Genomic DNA, 18,790 nt, shown 5'->3' on the forward strand with positions numbered 1-18,790 from the left:
CTATTGCAGGTGGTAGTGAGTCAAGATTGCAATTTACGAGGCTGGTCTGTATTTGGTGTGTTGACTTAATTCCTAAAAGGAGTATATTCCTGTCACCCTGTCCATGAGGGGGCGCTTCGCGAGGCGTCGTCGAGGTGGGGCAGGGTGCGGCGCCTGCGGGCGTGGTTCGCAAGCCACGCACTCGGGCGGTGCCGGGGCTCCGCCCGGGGTCACTACGGACCCCTGCCAGGAGCTGGCTGACGCCATGCGCGACTTCGGCGCATGGAGGCAAAGCGCGGCCCGGTACCGGAATGAGAACGCCGCAAGCGACGCGCCGAGAGGCGGCCATGCCGTGCAGATGGTCACGCAGATGCGTGAACGTGTCTGCGAATGGTGTGGCACATTCGGACTGACCGCGCCTCTCGGTGCGTCGTCCCTCTCTTTCGATGCCGTCGGGGTCTTTGTGCTCCGCGGATGTCGAAGCGTGCGCGGCAACAGCCATGGAACCGCGCACCCCGTCTTCGCGCAGTGCATGCCCCATTCAAGCGCTTCATGCTATGCCGGCACTCAGCCGGGACCCTTTCCATGACGCCGACCACCATCGACGCCAGACCAACGCGCTCGACCGATCTGCGTGTGATCGGACTTGTCGGCGCGGCGCATTTCGTCAGTCACATCTTCATTCTGGTGCTGCCTCCGGTGTTCCCGTTCGTCAGGGCGGAGTTCGGGGTGAGCTATACCGAGCTCGGTGTGGTGATCGCGGTCTTCAACGTGATCTCCGCGCTCCTTCAGACCCCCGCCGGATTTCTGGTCGACCGCACCTCGGCGCGCACGGTGCTGGTCGGAGGCCTGTTGCTCGGCGCGGCTTCGCTCGCGGCGGCAGCGGCCGCACCGGTCTTTCTGCTGTTTGGCGTGGCGTTCGCCGGTCTCGGCCTCGCCAATACGGTGTACCACCCCGCTGACTATGCGCTGTTGTCCAATCGCGTGTCGGCCGGCCGGGTCGGACAGGCATTTTCGATCCATATCTTCGCCGGCTTTATGGGCACCGCGATCACCCCGGCGGCCATGGTTTTTCTTGCGACCAGTCTGGGCTGGCGAGGGGCGTTCGTCGCCGCGGCGCTGCTCGGCCTGATCGTTGCGGTCGCCATCATGATGTTGGGCGAGCCGCTCGGCGGCCGGGAAGCCGCGCGCGCCAAGGCGGCCGACAAGTCCGCGCCGTCGGCCGGCGATTGGCGCGTGCTCGCCACCTGGCCGGTCGTGCTCAACCTCATCTTCTTCATGCTGATCGCGTCGGTGTCCGTCGGCACCCAGAATTACGGCATCGTCGCGCTCCAGGCGCTCCGGGGGACGACGCTGTCGTTTTCGACGACGGCCATCACGGTCTACCTGATGTTCAGCGCCTGCGCGGTGCTGGTCGGCGGCTGGCTGGTGTCGCGAACCGAGCGCCACGAGGTCGTTGCGCTGATCGGCCTGTTCGTGAGCGGCGTGGCGCTGATCCCGATCGCCTTCATCGACCTTGGAACGACGATCCTGATTTCGCTGATGGCGATTTCCGGCTTCGCCAACGGCGTTATCCAGCCGTCGCGCGACATGATCGTGAGGGCGGTGACGCCGCCCGGTGCGTTCGGCCGGGTTTTCGGCTTCGTGACCACCGGCTTCAATATCGGCGGTGTCGTGGCGCCGCCTGTGTTCGGCTACATGATGGACGTCGGCAGCCCGGCAAGCGTGATTGTCGGCACCGCGCTGCTGTCGCTCGCTGCGATCCCGGTGGTCCTCATCACGGTCGCACAGCGGCCGCGGGCGGCATGACCGGGCGGCGTCCAGCCGCGACTGGGTCACGGAATCTTAACGTTAACGCAGTGTAGTGCTGCGGGCGGGTTCCCCCGCAGGAGAGCAGCGATGCGGACCATTCTGATCGCAGGTGTCGCGGCAATTACGCTTGCCACGTCCAGCGTGTCGGCAAACGCGTATTTCGAATCCCGGAGCGTCGTGACCGGCGCGGCCATCGGGGCGGGGGTGGGGGCGGTCATCGGCGGGCCACCCGGCGCGGTCGTCGGCACCATCGTCGGGGTCGCGGTCGGCGGACCGCGCTTGCCGACATGGCTGCGGTCCGGGCGTCATCAGGAATGCTGGTACGACCGGGCTGGCATGCGCGTCTGCCGCTTTTACTGAAAAAGCGACTCAGTTTTGGCTGCGAGGCTCGGACGAAAGTCCGGGCTTTTTGCGTTGCGGTAAGGAGTGTGTCGAAACCGTGAAGAATTTGTGGATAAGCGGTGGAGAACTACCGCTTTAGCCCAAATACCTCCGGCCGCAGCGTAGGATTTCTCGCAGGTGGAGGTTGCGTCGTCATGTTGAAGTACAAGTGCCCGCGAAGTGGCCGTGTCGTAACGACGAGTATTCAAACGGACACGGTAACGCTGCTGGAAATGCGCAATATGAAGCTTTCGGTGTGGTGTCCGAATTGCTCGACATCGCATCAGATCCGCGCAACCGACGCTTTCCTCGACTCGATGGTCGAAGCTGCCGAATAGAGCGTCAGAGTTCAGACAAGGCCGACAGATCCGCGACAATCCTTTTCGGCGGGCAATCCTCATACTCGCCCGGCAGCTGGCCGCGGTTGACCCAGACCGCCGAAAAGCCAAATGCGGCCGCGCCCATCACATCCCAACGATTCGACGAGACGAATACGATGTCCTCGGGCGCGCAGGACAAATGATCGGTCGCCAGCGCGTAGACCTCGCGGCGCGGCTTATACATCCTGAGCGGATCAACCGAGAGCACGGCATCGAGCAGGGGACTGAACCCGGCATTGGTCACGGCGGCACTCAGCATTTCCGGCGAGCCGTTCGACAGGATCGCGGTGCGATAGCCGCCCTCGCGGAGTGCGCTAAGACACGGCCCGGCATCCGCAAAGGGATCGAGATTGAAATAGGCATCGAGCAGCGCGCCCTTCAGGTTCTCTGGAATCGACGGATAACGCGCGACCGCGAAATCCAGCGCGCGCCTGGTCAGCGTCCAGAAATCCTCGTAGCGGCCCGCAAGCGTCAGCGTCCACGTGTATTCGAGCTGCTTGGTCCGCCATAAGTCCGAAATGCGATCGGCGTCCGGTCCGACTTGCGTCCGATAGCGGGCGATCGCGGCGTGCACGTTGAACAGCGTGCCGTAGGCGTCGAAGACAAAAGCGCGTGCCCGCATGGAGCGCCCTCATTCTATGGGTGGCAGCGTGAACAGATCCGATAAGTTGCGTCCGCGCAAATCGTACACCCGTGCGAACACGACGCCCTCACGTTCGACCCGCACGAGTTCGGGCGCCTTGAGCTCGGCGCAATAAAATTCCCCCAGCATCAGCGCAAAGTCGGCGCCCTTGGCGTTCCAGGTGGTGAGAAAATCGTTGCCCAGCTCGACTTCGGCCGGTGGATGAGGTCCGCAGACGGCAACGACCCAGCGGCGTCCCTCCGGAGTCTGTGTTCCCTGCTTGTCCAATATGCCGAGCAGTTCGTCGGCCGCCTGCTTGAACGAGAGCCCCCAGTAATCGACCATGTAGGCGTTATCGGCCGCGCGCACGCCTCCGCTCGCCGTGTTGAAGTGAGCATATTGATAGGGATGCAGCGCGATCATCGCTTTGATCGGCAAGACGAGGCCCGAAAGGATTACGACCCCGCCGGCCAGCGCAGCGAGCCGTGCCCGTTCGGCCAGCCAGCGCAGAATAAAGATGCCGGCCAGCCCGCCCAGCACGCAGAGCGGCGGAAGGATAAAGAGGAAATGGCGGATGCCGTTATACATTGCGGGCTTCGTCGCGATGGCAAGCGCCACCGGAAAGATCACCGCGGTTGCGACCAAAAGCAGACAAGCGCGCAGCGCGGGCGCGATCTGGCGATTGAACTGCGCAGCAACAGCACCGATCAGACCTGCGCTGCCGAGCAGCAGCAGGATCTCGGGCAATTTCAAAGCGAGATAGGTGGGCAGATAGCTGCGCGGCATGTTCGGCACGAGGACCGGCTGGCCCGCGAACATCTCCTTCCAGGGCTTTTCGAAGAAATGGGAAAAGTACTCGATGGCCCGCACGGGATTGAGGGGTTCGACGACCGACCATGGCCAGACCAGGGCCATCACCGCATAGCCGAGGAGGAGCCCCGGAATCATCCGCAGGACAAACAGGCCGCATGTCGCCGCAGCAGGGCGCAGGCCCTGCGCTTTCATGTCATGCGCGACCATGATGGCCGTCGGCAGCACCATGTAGAAGGCGGTCATCCCGCCCATGATGCGGGTGCCGAGCGAAAGTCCGAGACCGATGCCGAAAATCACGATCGTCCAGACGCCAGGCCGCGGATAATCCTGTAGCGCGCGAACGAGGCCGTAGAGCAGGAGCACCATGGCGACCGCAAACGGCGCGTCCTTCGCGTTGATGAACATGTGCCCGTAATAAAGCGGGGCCGTCGCGAGCAATATGAGTGCGAGCAGCCCGGCCGCAGCGCCTCCGAGCCGCCGGCCCAATCGCCAGACCACGATCATGCCGACGAGTCCCACGGCCGCACCGACCAGCCGCCGCGTCGCGAAAAGGTCATACGGCAAGACCTTGGCGACGAGAGCCGCCAGCATGTCGAACCCGCCACCATACATATAGAGATTGACGAAGGAGAGGGCGCGGCGGTCCGAAAAGCCGGAGGCGTAATAGTCGAGCAGCAGCTGGCCGTATTGGGAATGCGTGTAGTCGTCCCAGCCGAGCCCGTAATCCGAAAAAGTCCGGAAGGCGATCGCCGCGAGCACCGCCAGCAGAACGAGAGCCGCGACGTCACACCCAAATGCGAGGCGATCGCGGGCAACGATGGGCGTGGAATCGGGGAAGGGCTCCCCCGACAGCGTTACGGCCGCCGAGGTCGGCGGCCGTAACGGATATTGTCGAATATCGCTCAAGCTTCGCAAAGCGGGGTGGGGTTACTTGGCCGCCTGCGCGTACATTTCGGCCACGTATTCCCAGTTCACCAGATGGTCCACGAAGGCCTTCAGGTAATCGGGACGGCGGTTGCGGTAATCGATGTAGTAGGAGTGCTCCCACACGTCGCAGCCGAGGATCGGAGAGGCACCGTGAACCAGCGGGCTTTCGCCGTTCGCGGTCTTCATGATGACGATCTTGCCGTCCTTGACGGCGAGCCAGCACCAGCCCGAACCGAACTGGGTGACGCCGGCCTGGGCGAAGTCTTCTTTCATCTTGGCGACCGAACCGAGATCGGAGACGATCTTTTTCTCGAGTTCGCCGGGAATCTTGTCGCCGCCGCCGCTTGGCTTCATCCACTTCCAGAAGTGGATGTGGTTGTAGTGCTGACCGGCATTGTTGAAGAGCCCGGGATTCTTCCCAAAAGAGCCTTTGACGATCTCTTCGAGAGACTTGCCTTCCCACTCGGTCCCCTTGAGCAGGTTATTGCCGTTATTGACGTAAGCCAGATGATGCTTGTCGTGATGATATTCGAGCGTTTCACGCGACATGTATGGCGCGAGGGCATCATACGAATAGGGCAGATCGGGCAACGTAAATGACATGGACTTGCTCGCGTTTCGGGTGACGTTAAAGGCGTCGGCCGGCAAAGGTGGCTGCCGGCCCGGCCTTCAGTTAGGCCCTGGGCGTTTAGGAAGCAATATTGCAGCGCGGGAACGGACGCCGCAATTCCCGCCTTGGGATAGGGAACGATCTCCGGTGTCCGGCATTTCATCTGGCTGAGGTAGCGTCAGACTGCGCAGCGGGTTATCAGAGCGCCCAACTTTGGTCGAGGCGATGACTTGCCTGGCGAAACGAACGCCGTCACAATTCATGCAGATTTGTGACGGTGGGTTGCGGGGGCTGCGTGATGTCTTTTGTGTTGATGGTGATTGGCATTCTGGCCCTGGCGCTGGGTGCGATCCTGATTGGATTTGGCATTCCAATCAACGAGTTCTCCCTCGGCAACACCTTGATTCTGGCCGGCACCGTGACCGCGATGGGCGGTCTGGTCACGTTCGCGGTAAGCCGCGCGGTCAGCCAGCTTTCGCGTATTGCCGATCTCCTCGCCGCAAGGCCGGCTGGCGCGGTTGCAGCGCCCGCACCCTCCGCCTCGCAGAGCGCAGCGCCGGTCGCGGCGGCGCCGCGTGCGCCGCGCGCTCCCGCACCTGAAGAATTCGAGCGGCCGGAAACGACAGTCGAGCCGGTCCGGCCTCCGGCCCCGCGCGCTGCTGCGCCCGCCGTCGAAGAGGTGCCGGCGCCTGCCGCGGCGCCCGCGCCGCGTGGGGGAGGGTGGCGGCCGCCGCGTCCTTCGGCTGATCGGCCGGCTCCGAAGTCACCTGAGCCGGCGCGCCGGACTCCGACAGCGCCAGCGGCCTCCGAAAACCCGTTTGACGTCAGTCCCGCCCGTCGCGAGCCGGCCTTGCCGACCCCGCCCGAGGCTGGCGGCGGTCGCGCCGAGGCGGTCACCGTCCTGAAGTCCGGGGTCGTCGACGGGATGGCCTATACGCTCTACACCGATGGATCGATCGAAGCCGAACTGGCGCAGGGCGTTGTCCGCTTCGGCTCCATCGAGGAATTGCGCAATCATCTTGAGAAGAGCTCCTGAGACGCCACGGCTTTTTTCCAGCCCGCAGCCGGGTTCGCGTCCCTCCCAACAAAAGTTATCCCCCTCACATTGTGGTCATAGCACACTATAGGTATTAAGTCCTATAGAGGTGTGCAATGAACCAGCACTTTGTCGAATCTTCGCGAAGATCGGAACGCTTCGCGGATGGGTATGGGCATCGCTTTTCGCGATCGCCCATGGGCGCCATGGCGTCCGTCTTTCGTGCGGTCGAAGCCGCTTTCGATGTCGGTCATGACGCGCTGTGCGCGAGAACGCGCGGGCGCCACGACGTCGCCTTCGCGCGCCAGGCGGGCATGTATCTCGCACGCGTCGCGCTCGGGCTGACCTTTTCCGATGCCGGCAAATTGTTCGGCCGCGACCGCACGACTGCCGCGCATGCCTGCCGCATCGTGGAGGATCTGCGCGACGACCCGACATTCGACGCGCTGTTGCTGAAGATGGAGCGCGATATCCTCAGCGCGGAAACGCAAACCCGTCGGGTGCAAGGATGACTGCGCGCCGCTCCCGCCCGGCGGCGCCGAACCCCGCGCAATCCTCCACGATCGATCGCTATCGCGCGCAGCATCTGTCGATTGTGGATGCGGCGGGGCCTGAGGTCGGACCTGGCGCGAAATTCGACGAGTCGGAAAGCCCGCTCGTCTGGCTCGCCCGGCGGAAGGGGGCCGACGGCAGACCATTGATCGAAGCCCATCAATTGCAGGCCGGCGAACGCCTTCGTGCCGACTTCACATGCGCCCAGATGATGCCCCGCGTCACCGCAAACTGGCATGCGCCGGTCGCCGGGCGGGGCCGCGATGCCGGTACGTCCACCCCCGCGACCGAGCGCGTCATCGCAGCGCGCCAGCGTCTGCGGCATGCTCTGGATATGGTCGGGTCGGAATTCTCCGGACTACTGGTCGATGTCTGCTGTTTTCTGAAGAAGCTCGAAACCATCGAACGGGAGCGGCAATGGCCGGCCCGCTCCGCGAAGGTTGTGCTGCAGCTCGCGCTCGAGCGGCTGGCCCGGCATTACGGCTACAGGGCGGAGGTCAAGGGAAAGCCATCGGCGCAAACGAGGGCCTGGGTCGGGGAGGGCAGCGACGCTACCGATCCCGAAGGCTAGGCCGCGAGCGCGGCACGGGCATCCGCCTTGATGCGATCGACCATCGCCCGAAACCCGTTCGAGCGCTGCGGGGTCAGGTGTTCGCGAAGCCCGAGCTTCTCGAACACCGCGATCGCGTCGGTGGCCAGGATCTCGCGGGCCGGCTTGCCCGAATACAGCGCGAACAGAATGGCGATCAGACCGCGCACGATCAGCGCGTCGCTGTCGCCGCGAAACTCAAGGGCGGGACCCTCCGGGCCATTCGGTCGGGTGTCGGTTTTCACCCAGACCTGACTCGCACAACCGCGCACCTTGTTGGCCTCGGTGCGCGCGTCCTCCGGCAAGTCCGGCAGGCCACGCCCCAGTTCGATGATGTAGCGATATCGGTCGTCCCACTCATCGAGAAATTCGAAATTCTCGATGATGTCGTCGATTGTACCCTGATCCATGCATTCAGATATAGGCAGGAGCGATGCGGAGGGAAAGCATCGTCCGAAGCCGAGGATCAGGCCGCCTTCCGCGGATCCTTCGGAGGCAGCGGCGCGCGCCATTCCGGCTCCAGATCGGCGGGCTTCAAAGTGTGCTGCGACTTCGGGGTGCCTGTCGCGTTTGCGCCATTGATGGAGCCGGTCTGGGTCGGCGCGATTTGGTCCTGCAAGAGGTCGATCAGGTAACGTGCACCCGCCTGGGCGCGCTGGCCGAACGCGACCGCAGCCTGACCGCCGACCTTGCAGGCTTCCGGCTGACGATCGCAGAAGCCGCTGAGGTCCGACACCGCGGCGGTCGCCGCATTCACTGCATCGGCGGCGCCGATCTGCGGCGCCTGTGTGCGTGGCTGGTAATCCTTGCTCGGCAACAGCACGAGTACGATGCTGAGCCAGAACGCCACTCGCAACACGAAGAACATGGCCCGAACGCTCCCCGCGGCTCGACCGGCCGCTTATGCATTCGGTCTAACAGGCGCAGTTGAAAGGCCGGTTGGATTTTTGGGGCTTATTCGATGAGAATGCGGCGCGAGTTTTATTAGAATTTGAGCAATCCCCCGTGAAGGATTGCTTCAGGTTGTATTTCAGCTCGCGTCAAGGTTTTCGATACCTTGTCCGGAAACCGAACATTCACCATCGCGTCACGATGGCGCGCGACGGCGCCAATATTCGCAGGCCACCGGCGCATGGCGTTACCGCTTGTCCGTTCCCTTAGCGTTCGCTTAAGCCGCGTCTGACACGATCCGGCGAAATGGGGAGTGCGTTGGCTCAATTCGCTGGCGCAACGTGTAGCCTTGAGTTTCGCCGAGCCGCTTCGGACCTATATCGATAGCCTGGTTCACCATTCGGTCTGCCACGATCCGCTGGCCGGTGCGAGGCATCGTGCGTTCATCGCACCGAGGCTGTTCGGTTCGCTGATCGCGCTCGCCGCGCTTCCCGTTTATCTCGTGGCCCGCGGCGTGCCGAGCACGATCGAAGTCTTCGTGTTCGCCTGGCTCGTGGTTCCGATCCTCATCGCGTTCTTTCTGTCCAGGACCGGGCGCTTCGAAGCGGCGCATATCCTGTCGTCGCTCGCTCTCACGGCCCTTGTATTTGCAGTCGCTTACCGGACCGGGGGGATCACTTCCTTCGCCGCGATCTGGCTGGTCGTAGTGCCGCTCGAGGCATCGCTATCCGCCTCGCGTAAGGCGGTTGTCGCAGCCTCTGCATTCGCGGTGGCGGCAGCGGGGACCCTGCTGTTGGCTCAGCGCTATGGGCTGACGCCGGAGCCGGTGACCGCGGGGCAGTCCTGGCTTACCGCATTGGGAATCGTTTCGGCCGCCATCTACGCAACCGGCCTCGCGCTCGCTGCCGGGTCCCTGGCGCGAAGAAGCCTGTTTCGCCTTCACGACGAAGAAGATCGATACCGGTTGCTGGCGCGGAACATGACCGATGTCGTGACCCGCCACGGCCGAAATGGCGCTGTGCTGTTTGCTTCCCCGGCGGCCGAAGCCGTGTTCGGCGTGAGTGCCGAAGAATTGGGCGGACCGGGCCTGTTCGACCGCGTTCATGTCGCGGACCGGCCGGCCTATCTGTCGGCCCTGTCCGAGGCGGCGCAGGGCCGCGAGCAGTTGGTCGAGTTTCGGGCCAAGCGTCCGATCGGCCGCGGCGCTACGGGCATCGAATTCATCTGGCTGGAAATGCGGTGCCGTCCACTCGACGCTGCTTCGGCGACGACGGGGGACCGCGAGGTCGTCGCCGTGATGCGCGACGTATCGGATCGCAAGAACCAGGAACAGGCGCTCCATGCGGTCCGCGCCGAATCCGATCGTGCCGATGCTGCACAAAGTCGCTTCCTCGCGACCATGAGTCATGAGCTGCGCACGCCGCTGAACGCCATCATCGGCTTTTCGGAGATGCTGGTGAACGAGGAGCAAATGCGCCTCGACGCGACCAAGCGCAGAGAATATGCGCGACTGATCAACGATTCCGGCAGCCATCTGCTCGCGGTCGTGAACGGTATCCTCGATATGTCGAAGATGGAGACCGGCGATTTCGATATCACGCCCGAGCCGTTCGCACCGGGCAAGGTTGTCAGCAATTGTTGCGACATTCTTGCGCTGCGCGCATGCGACGCCGGGGTCGAGCTGGTGATGCGCACGGCCGATTTGCCTGATATCGTCGCCGACAAGCGGGCGTTCAAGCAGATCATGCTGAACCTCCTGTCGAACGCCATCAAGTTCAGCAATCGCGGCGGACGTGTTGTTGTCGACTCGCGTATGCAAGGCGGACGACTGGTGGTTTCGGTCGAGGACAATGGCGTCGGCATCAGTGCGACCGATCTGCCGCGCATCGGCCATCCATTCTTCCAGGCTCGCTCGACCTATGATCGCCGCCATGACGGCACGGGTCTTGGACTGTCGATTGTGAAGGGCCTTGTCTCGCTGCATGGCGGGGAGATGCAGGTTCGCAGCGAACTGGGCAAGGGAACGACGATCAGCATTCATTTGCCGCTCGATTGCGAGGCTGCAATGGTGCCGGGTCGAAACAACAATGGCGCGTTGAAACCGTTCGAACGCGTCCGGAGGCCGAACGAAAATCAGGTGCGTAAGAGTGCGTAAGGCATCGCAGAGAAAGGGATCGTTGGCTCTCGACGACGATCAGACGACCGTCACGGGGCGCGGGTGGCGCAAGGACGCGATCGCGGCCGCTATTGGTGTTGCCGCCCTGGGCGGAGTGATCACGAACGCTGCTTTCCTGCAATCGGGCCCGCATCCGGCGCCGCTGTTCGCGGCGCAGCCCGTGCCATCGCCCGCGCCGGCGCCGAGGACGATCCGTGTGGTCGGACAGGAATTGACCGGACCGCCGCCCCAGGCCGTCTCACCGAAAGGCATCGCTGGCGAAGCCTCGCTGCCGAAAGTCGAGACGACGAAGGCCGATGCATCAAAGGCCGAAGCGAAGCCAGATCCGGCAGCCGCTCCGCGCCCGCGCAACGAAGTGATCGCGGATATCCAGCGCGAACTCGCGCGCCGCGGGTTCTATGACGGCGCTCCCGACGGCGTATTCGGCCCGAAGACCAATGCGGCGATGCGCGACTTCGAACAGGCGTCGGGCCTGCGTCCTGGCTCGGAGCCGAACGAGGTCTTCCTCCGTGCCGTCAGCCGTTCGACGGCGAAAGCCGGCTCGCGGGCGGCCGCGGTTCAGCCGCCGGCAGCCGATCCGATTGCCGAGCTGATCGCGCCGTCATCGAAGCGGATTTTCGCCGTTCAGCGGGCCCTGACCGATTATGGCTATGGCCAATTCAGGCCGAACGGCACCTATGGCCCCGAGACCAAGCAGGCGATCGAGCAATTTGAACGCGCCCGCAAGCTGCCGGTCACCGGCCAGATTTCGCCGCGACTGATGCGCGAGCTGGCGGTTGTCACCGGCCGGGAGCTCGACTAGCTCAGTCCTGCCGCCGCGCTCCTTTGTGCGCGGTAGAGCGGGGATAGGGCAGGGCTGATGCGGTTGAAATCGTCGATCTGGGTTTCTGCCTATATCCGGCGCTGCATGATCGAGGGCGCCTACGCCGTGGTGCGGCGACGCGGCGCCGAGGAAGCGGGCGCCATCTTCGTGAAGATCGATCGTCTCGATGGCACGGCCGACCTGTTCGGGCCCGCGCCGCAGACCGAGTTCGACGAGGCGCGGCCGGGTGACCGGGCCTTCATTGCATGCCTGCGCGCGCAGCCGCGGCCCGATGCGGAGATCGAGAAATATCTCTCCCGCCAGATCGAATTCGACCCGGACATCTGGGTGGTCGAAGTCGAGGACAGGGCAGGCCGGAATTTCCTCGATCGGGTGATCGCCTGATTTTCAGCCGCGCGCGGTGCCCCGTCTCGACGGGTCCGCAGCCGTGGTCCGCTCCATCGAGCGCTGTTGCTCGTGAGTTGCGTTGCGATCCCGTGTTTGGACCGGCACGTCATCCCAATGCGCGCGCCGATGCAGCAGGCTTCGCGCCTCTATCCGGTCGGCCGCGCGCCAGATCGCGACCATATGCAACGCCGAGGACAGCGGCAGCTCGAGGAACAGATCAGACAGCTCGAACACGCGCTCGACGGACTGACCGATCTCAGGGTTAAGCGACATCAGGATGCGCTGAAACACATCGGTCGGCATCGTCAGCGCCTTGGCGGACACGACGAAGGGTTCGCCCGAAACGTCGCTGACAATGCGTCGCGCCAGCGCGCGGGATACACCCAGTCCCTGTTGCAGAAGCGTCGTGAATTCCTGCGCGCGTCCGGCGAGGGCGGCCTGTTCCAGGTAGCGGATGATGTTGGTCTCTGGCGCCGGCGCAACCTCCTCGACGGCGACAGGCTCGAGATTGACGAGGATCAGCTTCCTGTCCTCGGCATTCGCGGAAAAGAATGTCTCGCGCTGGCCGACATAGTCGACGGTCGGGCGAGGCTCGGGCGTGGGCCGCGGTGCGCTCGGACGCGGGGGCTGCGCGGTTCCGCCTGCCGGTTCGAAAATGCCGAGATCGTCGTCGAGCGAGGGTCCCTGACCGAACAATTCGATGCTGCCGTGCTGGCTCGGTTGCGGCATCTGCGGCGCCAGCTCTGCGAGCCTTTGCAGGACAGCGTGCGGTGCGCGCGGATGGGACTTCAATCGAACCGCAACGGAGCTGCGCGTCGATTCGTCGACCACATCGATCAGCCGCAAGGCCAGCTCGGTAAAGTGCTGATCCTCATGCGGGGTATGGGTCGATTTCTGAATGTAGAGGTCGGTCAGAACACGAAGCAAAGTTGGTCTGATGTCGACGCCGGAGCGGTCCGCCAAGCCCGCAAGACCGGTCATGCCGCCGAGATTGTCGAGAGTAAGAGCTTTCACCTTGCGCCATCCGAACTCGAACTGATGTTGCGAGCCGTATGCTAGCGGCCGCCCGTTAGCGGACCGTTAACCATGACAGTCTCTAAATCGCGACAGCCCGGCGGCGCGCCGGGATCGGGGGTGGGGACAAGGTCAATGGGCGTTGTGATCGACTTTCCGTCACATGAGGGAGCTCCGCGCGTGCGCAGTGCGGCGCGAGCAAACCGGGTAGGCGACGTTGTGATTCTCCCGGTCATCCGCATTGAGCGGTACGAGGACAAGCCGGCCAGTCAGCCGCTGAGGTGCGGCATTGCGGGCGGCAGCAAGCGTCGCAGGCGAGTTTCACGGCGGTGAAACTCCACAAGACCAGAATTCTTTTCTGCCTGCCGCTGATCGGTTGCCTGAACACGGATCTCGGCCGCGTGCGTCCGACGCTGCGGTCCGACGATATTCACCGGTGGATGGGCCCCGCAGTCACCGAACGTTATGGCGAAGCGGAGTCGGCCTTTCCGCTGACCGACGAGGAGCGCACATTGCGCGACCTCGCATATCCGTTGATCGAGCCGCCCTATGAGCGCCAACGCTGGTACAGCGTGCTCAACGAATACGGCCTGTCCGGCATGTTCCTGCAGAGCTGGTGGACCTACGACCCGGCGGACTATACCGCGAACATGTTCGCGGACCCTGCGCGCTCCACCGAGACCTATTATGCGCGGCTGTTGCGCGACATCAGAAACGACAATGTCCGCATCGGTCCGTTCGCCATGGTTGCCCGTCAGGTGTCCGACATGGACGTGCGGCGCGACAAGAGCCTGCGCTATGTCTCCAACCTCAATCCGCGCGAGCACGGCAACGCCGTGGCGCGAATGGCCGAGAATTCACTGATCGCGCGCTGGGTCCATCAATCGCTGATGGAGCGCACCTACGCGTATAATTTCGCGCTGGAAAAGCTGGTGATTGTCGCGCCGTCGCCGAAGGCCGCGGAGGTGGAGCGCGAACTCAATCACATGCGGGCCCTGATCGCGCAGGCAGCACTCGTGCCGCGCGGTTCGAACGGTCCGTGGCTGGCAAAGGCGGTTGGCGCGCCACAACCCGGCAATGCGAAGGTCACGCGTCCGCTCGTGACCAAATAGCGGCGTCAGGACGGCGGGAGCGATTCGCATCGGGCGGCGGACAGCGCCGCGATCGCGGCCGGCATCATGCCCGGCTCCGACGCAAGGGCACGCAGGACGATCAGGCCGGTCTCGCTCGGCGATTCCACGATCAGCCGGTCCGCCGCGGCGACGTCTTCATCCTCGGGCAATTGCGCCTTCTGCGCCGGGGTCATCAGGTCGAGCTCGATCGATCGGCGGCCCGCGGCGCGATCGTTGATGGCGTAATAAGCGACATCCTTGTTGGTGTAGAAGGTCACCGACGTATAGGCCGGACTCACCGGCGCCGTGAGCTTGATCCCGCCTTCTCTCAGGTCGTAACGGCAGACGGCCGCCGCAAAGGCGGGGTCCATCAAAGGCAGGACGGATTTCTCCGGGTTCGGGGCAGGCAGCGCGACCACGCTGTTGACCGGAGCGATCGCCGAAATGCGCGCATAGGCATTCTGCGTCGCCGTGTTCGGCAGATAGAGAATGGTGATGAAATGGACGATGCCGCCCAACAGGAGGCCACTCAAGATCCACAAGATCCAGCGCATCACGTCATTGCCTCACGGACATGAGCTGACTTTCACGGATGGCAGCTGGGTCTCGCGGCCGGTGCGCGAGGCGACGCCGATCGGAGAATCGTAGAAGCGCAAGACCAGTTTGTATCGATCGATGCCGCCGGTCGGGAGCCAATTGCCGGCACGCGCGCGGGGCGCGACGGAGATGTCGATCTTGCCTTCGGACGAGCGAATGACTTCGTGACTGGTGAAACCGTGACGCTTCAGGGAATTGCCGACCAATTGCCCTTCGGGGTCGTAGAGCGTCAATGTCCAGAAACGCGCTTGCGGCGTTACACCCGAGACGGTCACGTCGCAGCGGCCGTCGAGCACGGCGCCGTCGTCATCCTTGGTCGCAACGAAGGCGATCCCGTCGCCGGCACCCATCGGTAATTCTCCGCTTCGGGCGACCAGGGCACGGGCATAGGGATCGATGGCCGGCGTACCGGTGCGAGGCCACGCCGACCAGGCGCCGACGGTGAAAGCGCCGAACGGCGTCCCGCCTTGCAAGGCATACCACGTGGTGCCCAACCCGACGGATGCCGCGACCGCGAATGCCAACAGCAATCCGATGAGCAATTGCACGGGATATCCAAGCTTCGGTCGAGGAGTTGGTCAGCGATATGAAATGGCTGGAGGGCTTGTCAATTGCCCCGGACAGGGCGTCCGCGGCCTTCGGTGGCGGCAACCACGCCGTCGCGGGAACCGGCGGGAACCGGCGTTTGCGGCGCTGACTCGACATTGCGGTCGGCGACGGCGGCCGGCGCCAGCGAGCGGCTGGCTTCCTCCATCGCTCGCTCGATCCGGATCAGGACGTCGCCGCCCTTCTTGGTGAGCAGCGTGGGGCGAGGAATTTCGTCACCCGGCCGCGCGCCCGGAGCTGCGGCGACTGTCGGACCGAACGGCCCCGGATGCGGCGGCACGCCCGGGATCGGCTTCAGCTCGACGCCCTGATGGGCATAAGCCATGATCTTCTTCCAGGTCATCGCCGGAAGCGAGCCGCCGGTCATGCGGTTGGTCGGCGCATAATCGTCGTTGCCGAACCAAACCGCGGCGACCATGTTGCCCGTGTAGCCCGCAAACCAGGCGTCACGATAGGCGTTGGTGGTGCCGGTCTTGCCCGCGCCCTTGATGCCGTCGAGCATGGCGCGACGTCCGGTACCGGCCTCGACCGCCTGATTCAGGATCATGTTGATGTCGGATGCGACCTGGGCCGGCATCACACGGCGCGGCTTCGGGCCATCGCGATCGAAGCGCCAGATCAGTTCGCCGGTGGCGCTGCGAACTTCAAGGATCGCGTGTGGGCTCACCGCAAGGCCGCCATTTGGAAACGTGGCGAAAGCTACGGCGTGGTCGAAGACCGTGACCTCGGACGCGCCGATCGGCAAAGATGGCGTATCCGGAAGCGGTGTTCGCAGGCCCATCTTCTTGGCGAGGTCCACGATCTTGTTGCGGCCGGCGCGTGGATTGCCGTTGCCGATGGTGATGGAAAGCTTGACCGGGACAGTGTTGATCGAACGCACCAGAGCCGAGGTCAGGGTCTGCGATCCGGAATAGCCGCCGGAATAATTGTGCGGGCACCAATTGCCGATGCAGACGGGACTGTCGGCCACCACTGTCGTCGGCTTCAGGCCATGAATGAAAGCCGCGGCATAGACATAAGGCTTGAATGAGGAGCCCGGCTGACGGAGCGCGTCGGTCGCGCGGTTGAACTGGCTTTCGCTGTAATCGCGGCCGCCGACCAGCGCGCGCAGCGTGCCGTCGGTCTCGAACACTGCGGTTGCGGCCTGGCGGGCGCCGTATTGCCGGCCATATTCGCGCAGGGTTTCGTCGACGGCGTTTTCGGCCTGGCGCTGCAGGTTCACATCGAGGCCGGTCCGGACGATGAACACGCGCTCCTGAACCGACTTCGGCAGCGCGTCGACGAGCTTCTTCATCTCGTCGAAGGCGTAGTCGAGATAGTAGTTCGGTTGCCGTTCGTCGCGCCGGTCGACCGCGACCGCCGGATTGCGGCGGGCGCCGAACACCTGGCCTTCGGTCATCATGCCGGCTTCAATCAGATTATCGAGCACGGTGTTGGCGCGAGCACGGGCCGCCGGCAGGTTGATGTGAGGCGCGTAACGGGTCGGCGCCTTGAACAGCCCCGCCAGCATCGCGGCCTCGGAGAGATTCACATCGCGGGCGGATTTGTTGAAATAATATTGCGCGGCGGCATCGACGCCGAACGCGCCGCCGCCAAGATAGGCGCGGTCCAGATACAGTTTCAGGATCTGGTTCTTGGTCAGCCTCGTCTCGAGCCAGACCGCGAGGAAGGCTTCCTTCACCTTGCGCTCGATGGTGCGCTCGTTGCTCAGAAACAGGTTCTTGGCCAGCTGCTGCGTGATCGAAGAGCCGCCCTGCACGACGCCGCCGGCCCGCGCATTGGTGACGAAGGCGCGCAAGGTGCCCGCCACGTCGATGCCGAAATGCTCGTAGAAGCGCCGGTCCTCGGTCGCGAGGGTCGCCTTGATCAGGTGATCGGGAAACTCTTCGATCGGGATCGAGTCATTATGCTTGATGCCGCGCGCGCCGACCTCGTTGCCGTAGCGGTCGAGGAACTGCACCGCGAGCTCACTCTTCTTCAGCCAGTCCTCGTCGCTCGTCTCGTTGAAGGCCGGTATGGCCAGCGCCAGAGCCAGCACGAGGCCGACGGAACCCAAGGTCGCTGCCTCCGACGCCGGCTCGACCAGAGCCCAGCGCTTCCAGCCGGCGACGTGGAACCGGTCCATGACGGTGACGAACCGCTCGTAAAGCTCGCGCGTCCAGCGGGCCGTGCTGAACAGCCCGGAATCGATCCGGGCGTCGAGATCGAGGAAAAACCGCCGCACGCGCTCGGCGAAAGTTATTGTTTTGCGGTCAGCCACGCGGGCTTCCTTGTAACAAACTGGCCTGTGCCAAGGTGATCGGCCAAAGTGATCCCGCTAAAGCGCTGGCGGACTTTCGGAAATGCCCGGGACAACGCCATATCTAGCCGATATCGCCTTGCTGTTCCATGCCACCAGAGCCACACAGCGTGTCGAAATTGCGGATAAGGGTAAAATGCGGCTACGCACCGATTCTACAAGCGCGGCCGATGGGTTGCGGGGTTGACCGGCCCGCTTCCGACTTAAGGTTTCAACGTTGAGATGGAACCCGGCCGTCGCGCGCCGGGCAAGGATTTAGACCTGCCGTGACCCGAAAGCCCGCCTTGCGCCAGCCCGCGCCGGAACCTGCCCCGTTCTGGAAGCGCAAGACCCTGGAGCAGATGACCAGGGCCGAGTGGGAAAGCCTGTGCGACGGCTGCGGCCGCTGCTGTCTGAACAAGCTCGAAGAGGAGGGCACCGGCAAAATTTTCTTCACTGACGTGGCCTGCAAGCTGCTCGACCACGACACCTGCCGCTGCACCGATTACCGCAACCGGCTGAAGAAGGTGCCCGATTGCGTCGGCCTGACCCCGGCCGAGGTGCGGGTGCTCGACTGGCTGCCCCCGACCTGCGCCTATGATCTTCTCGCCAAGGGCAAGGACCTCTATTGGTGGCATCCGCTGGTTTCCGGCGACCCGGACAGTGTGCACGCCGCCGGCATTTCGGTGCGCGGCCGGGTCGGCGCCTGCGAGAGCCAGGTCCCGGACGAGGAGCTCGGCAACTGGATCGTCAGCTGGCCGGGCCGGGTGCCGAAAGCGGGCAGGGCGGCGGCGAAGCCGGCGACGTCGCGCAGGGCAAAGGTCAACATTGGGGTCGGGGCTAAGACCGCGCCCAAGTCGGATGCAAAAACCGCCGATGCAAAGACCGGTGCGAAGACTGGTGCGAAGAAAGCCGTGCCGGTGCGTCGCTAGAATCGAGAACCGCGTCCGGTCGCTGGACGAGAGCCCTTTCAGTTTTCACGACAGCAGCCGCCCGGCTCCGTTCGCGTGAAGTATCAGGAGCGACGACACAGGCGCCGCTCGTCCCCGCGGAAGCGGGACCCAGATCTAAAGAATCGGATTTCTGATTACGTGAGACGGGCCGGGGAGGGCTCGGCTTTCTTGCCATCGCCCCAGAGCATTGCGCGGAATCTCTCGGCCAGCGAGGTTGCTGCTCCTCTTTGCGCCTGCGGATTTGCTAAGACA

General features: G+C 64.0%; 18 protein-coding genes and 1 pseudogene. 10 read left to right on the forward strand and 9 right to left on the reverse strand.

Annotation, left to right across the window (positions count from 1 at the left end; translation table 11 throughout):
- Positions 1-564: 564 nt before the first annotated feature.
- Both VN004_RS06605 and VN004_RS06610 read left to right on the forward strand, forming a co-directional pair.
- Positions 565-1,788: an MFS transporter gene (locus VN004_RS06605; protein WP_325608204.1), complete on the forward strand. Its 1,224-nt coding sequence runs from the start codon at positions 565-567 to the stop codon at positions 1,786-1,788.
- Positions 1,789-1,878: 90 nt separating this feature from the next.
- The gene (locus VN004_RS06610) at positions 1,879-2,151 is read left to right on the forward strand and encodes a hypothetical protein (protein ID WP_325608205.1); all 273 of its coding nucleotides are present in this window, start codon (positions 1,879-1,881) and stop codon (positions 2,149-2,151) included.
- Between the two features lie 363 nt (positions 2,152-2,514).
- On the opposite strand, the gene VN004_RS06615 is transcribed toward VN004_RS06610, so the two are convergent.
- From VN004_RS06615 to VN004_RS06625, 3 genes are all read right to left on the reverse strand, one after another.
- Positions 2,515-3,174: a haloacid dehalogenase type II gene (locus VN004_RS06615; protein ID WP_325608207.1), complete on the reverse strand. Its 660-nt coding sequence runs from the start codon at positions 3,172-3,174 to the stop codon at positions 2,515-2,517.
- A 9-nt stretch (positions 3,175-3,183) separates the two neighbouring features.
- Positions 3,184-4,806: a glycosyltransferase family 39 protein gene (locus tag VN004_RS06620; RefSeq protein ID WP_325608235.1), complete on the reverse strand. Its 1,623-nt coding sequence runs from the start codon at positions 4,804-4,806 to the stop codon at positions 3,184-3,186.
- A 108-nt stretch (positions 4,807-4,914) separates the two neighbouring features.
- On the reverse strand, positions 4,915-5,517 hold the full coding sequence (locus VN004_RS06625) for a superoxide dismutase (protein WP_325608209.1): 603 nt from the start codon (positions 5,515-5,517) through the stop codon (positions 4,915-4,917).
- Between the two features lie 305 nt (positions 5,518-5,822).
- Between VN004_RS06625 and VN004_RS06630 the strand changes: the two genes are divergently transcribed.
- From VN004_RS06630 to VN004_RS06640, 3 genes are all read left to right on the forward strand, one after another.
- Positions 5,823-6,560 (forward strand): hypothetical protein, encoded by a 738-nt coding sequence (locus tag VN004_RS06630; protein WP_325608211.1) that lies wholly within the window; start codon positions 5,823-5,825, stop codon positions 6,558-6,560.
- Between the two features lie 206 nt (positions 6,561-6,766).
- On the forward strand, positions 6,767-7,072 hold the full coding sequence (locus tag VN004_RS06635) for a helix-turn-helix domain-containing protein (RefSeq protein WP_325608213.1): 306 nt from the start codon (positions 6,767-6,769) through the stop codon (positions 7,070-7,072).
- Complete coding sequence (locus VN004_RS06640; RefSeq protein ID WP_325608215.1) at positions 7,069-7,683, forward strand: DUF6456 domain-containing protein; 615 nt, start codon at positions 7,069-7,071, stop codon at positions 7,681-7,683. Before VN004_RS06635 ends, VN004_RS06640 begins: the two co-directional genes overlap by 4 nt.
- Here the strand turns inward: VN004_RS06640 and VN004_RS06645 are convergent.
- A complete protein-coding gene (locus VN004_RS06645) occupies positions 7,680-8,111 on the reverse strand; it encodes a SufE family protein (protein ID WP_325608217.1) in 432 nt (143 codons plus the stop codon). The two genes, VN004_RS06640 and VN004_RS06645, sit on opposite strands and share 4 nt — an antisense overlap.
- Before the next feature lie 56 nt (positions 8,112-8,167).
- Entirely contained in the window at positions 8,168-8,569 is a 402-nt protein-coding gene (locus VN004_RS06650; protein ID WP_325608219.1) for a DUF5330 domain-containing protein, read from the reverse strand.
- Positions 8,570-8,941: 372 nt separating this feature from the next.
- Between VN004_RS06650 and VN004_RS06655 the strand changes: the two genes are divergently transcribed.
- The 3 genes from VN004_RS06655 to VN004_RS06665 are packed head-to-tail and all read left to right on the forward strand — an operon-like array spanning position 8,942 to position 11,975.
- Positions 8,942-10,747 (forward strand): sensor histidine kinase, encoded by a 1,806-nt coding sequence (locus VN004_RS06655; protein WP_414710238.1) that lies wholly within the window; start codon positions 8,942-8,944, stop codon positions 10,745-10,747.
- A 22-nt stretch (positions 10,748-10,769) separates the two neighbouring features.
- A complete protein-coding gene (locus VN004_RS06660; protein ID WP_325608221.1) occupies positions 10,770-11,570 on the forward strand; it encodes a peptidoglycan-binding domain-containing protein in 801 nt (266 codons plus the stop codon).
- Between the two features lie 57 nt (positions 11,571-11,627).
- The gene (locus VN004_RS06665) at positions 11,628-11,975 is read left to right on the forward strand and encodes a DUF1491 family protein (RefSeq protein ID WP_325608223.1); all 348 of its coding nucleotides are present in this window, start codon (positions 11,628-11,630) and stop codon (positions 11,973-11,975) included.
- 3 nt (positions 11,976-11,978) lie between these two features.
- On the opposite strand, the gene VN004_RS06670 is transcribed toward VN004_RS06665, so the two are convergent.
- Positions 11,979-12,992, reverse strand: coding sequence for a DUF2336 domain-containing protein (locus tag VN004_RS06670; protein ID WP_325608225.1), 1,014 nt, complete (start codon positions 12,990-12,992; stop codon positions 11,979-11,981).
- A 329-nt stretch (positions 12,993-13,321) separates the two neighbouring features.
- On the opposite strand from VN004_RS06670, the gene VN004_RS06675 reads away from it, so the two are divergent.
- Positions 13,322-14,104 carry a hypothetical protein gene (locus VN004_RS06675; protein ID WP_325608227.1) on the forward strand — a complete coding sequence of 261 codons (783 nt, stop codon included), beginning with the start codon at positions 13,322-13,324 and terminating at the stop codon, positions 14,102-14,104.
- Positions 14,105-14,109: 5 nt separating this feature from the next.
- Here VN004_RS06675 and VN004_RS06680 read toward each other — a convergent pair whose 3' ends face one another.
- Genes VN004_RS06680 through VN004_RS06690 form a run of 3 tightly spaced genes read right to left on the reverse strand, consistent with a single transcriptional unit; the run spans position 14,110 to position 17,567 of the window.
- Entirely contained in the window at positions 14,110-14,661 is a 552-nt protein-coding gene (locus VN004_RS06680) for a DUF1254 domain-containing protein (RefSeq protein ID WP_325608229.1), read from the reverse strand.
- A 9-nt stretch (positions 14,662-14,670) separates the two neighbouring features.
- Complete coding sequence (locus VN004_RS06685) at positions 14,671-15,249, reverse strand: DUF1214 domain-containing protein (protein ID WP_325608231.1); 579 nt, start codon at positions 15,247-15,249, stop codon at positions 14,671-14,673.
- A gap of 59 nt (positions 15,250-15,308) precedes the next feature.
- Positions 15,309-17,567 carry a PBP1A family penicillin-binding protein gene (locus tag VN004_RS06690; protein ID WP_325608233.1) on the reverse strand — a complete coding sequence of 753 codons (2,259 nt, stop codon included), beginning with the start codon at positions 17,565-17,567 and terminating at the stop codon, positions 15,309-15,311.
- 305 nt (positions 17,568-17,872) lie between these two features.
- On the opposite strand from VN004_RS06690, the pseudogene VN004_RS06695 reads away from it, so the two are divergent.
- Positions 17,873-18,370: pseudogene (locus VN004_RS06695) on the forward strand (YcgN family cysteine cluster protein); the annotation flags it as partial.
- Positions 18,371-18,790 lie beyond the last annotated feature (420 nt).

The sequence above is a fragment of the Pseudorhodoplanes sp. genome (genome assembly GCF_035565855.1).
In the GTDB taxonomy this organism is placed as follows: Bacteria; Pseudomonadota; Alphaproteobacteria; order Rhizobiales; family Xanthobacteraceae; genus Pseudorhodoplanes.

Excerpts from the sequence above, each read along its gene's own strand:
- VN004_RS06605 (WP_325608204.1), top strand. The coding sequence starts at position 565 with ATGACGCCGACCACCATCGACGCCAGACCAACGCGCTCGACCGATCTG.
- VN004_RS06610 (WP_325608205.1), top strand. The coding sequence starts at position 1,879 with ATGCGGACCATTCTGATCGCAGGTGTCGCGGCAATTACGCTTGCCACG.
- VN004_RS06615 (WP_325608207.1), bottom strand. The coding sequence starts at position 3,174 with ATGCGGGCACGCGCTTTTGTCTTCGACGCCTACGGCACGCTGTTCAAC.
- VN004_RS06625 (WP_325608209.1), bottom strand. The coding sequence starts at position 5,517 with ATGTCATTTACGTTGCCCGATCTGCCCTATTCGTATGATGCCCTCGCG.
- VN004_RS06630 (WP_325608211.1), top strand. The coding sequence starts at position 5,823 with ATGTCTTTTGTGTTGATGGTGATTGGCATTCTGGCCCTGGCGCTGGGT.
- VN004_RS06635 (WP_325608213.1), top strand. The coding sequence starts at position 6,767 with ATGGCGTCCGTCTTTCGTGCGGTCGAAGCCGCTTTCGATGTCGGTCAT.
- VN004_RS06640 (WP_325608215.1), top strand. The coding sequence starts at position 7,069 with ATGACTGCGCGCCGCTCCCGCCCGGCGGCGCCGAACCCCGCGCAATCC.
- VN004_RS06645 (WP_325608217.1), bottom strand. The coding sequence starts at position 8,111 with ATGGATCAGGGTACAATCGACGACATCATCGAGAATTTCGAATTTCTC.
- VN004_RS06650 (WP_325608219.1), bottom strand. The coding sequence starts at position 8,569 with ATGTTCTTCGTGTTGCGAGTGGCGTTCTGGCTCAGCATCGTACTCGTG.
- VN004_RS06665 (WP_325608223.1), top strand. The coding sequence starts at position 11,628 with ATGCGGTTGAAATCGTCGATCTGGGTTTCTGCCTATATCCGGCGCTGC.